Raw genomic sequence first — 309 nt, forward strand, 5'->3', positions numbered from 1 at the left:
TCTCCTTCACTAGCTGGTACATTGCATCTTGTCTTTCCTGTGTGGCATCACAGATAGTGTTGAAGGCAATGAAGTGGTCATTGACATTCTCAACTCCAAACCTACGCATCATTGTCTTCTCAACAAGCTTCCCAATTTCTTCAGTTTCTCCTTTAAGCATTGTTGTTTGATTGGCAATGCCAACTTTCACTAAGTCAACATCAGGATCAAATCCTGGAGAAACAGCATTTTTGAATTTCTCAAGGAACTCCTCTTTTGTGGAGCTAGAACCATCAAGTTGGCCACCAAGTATATAATCACATACATAGC

1 protein-coding gene is annotated in these 309 nt (G+C 40.5%); it reads right to left on the reverse strand.

Annotated features, from left to right (window positions below):
• On the reverse strand, positions 1–309 hold a 309-nt coding region (locus PZC42_RS24385; RefSeq protein WP_277213971.1), incomplete at both ends, for a hypothetical protein.

This window comes from Isoptericola croceus, assembly GCF_029382255.1.
GTDB classification, from domain to species: domain Bacteria; phylum Actinomycetota; class Actinomycetes; order Actinomycetales; family Cellulomonadaceae; genus Isoptericola; species Isoptericola croceus.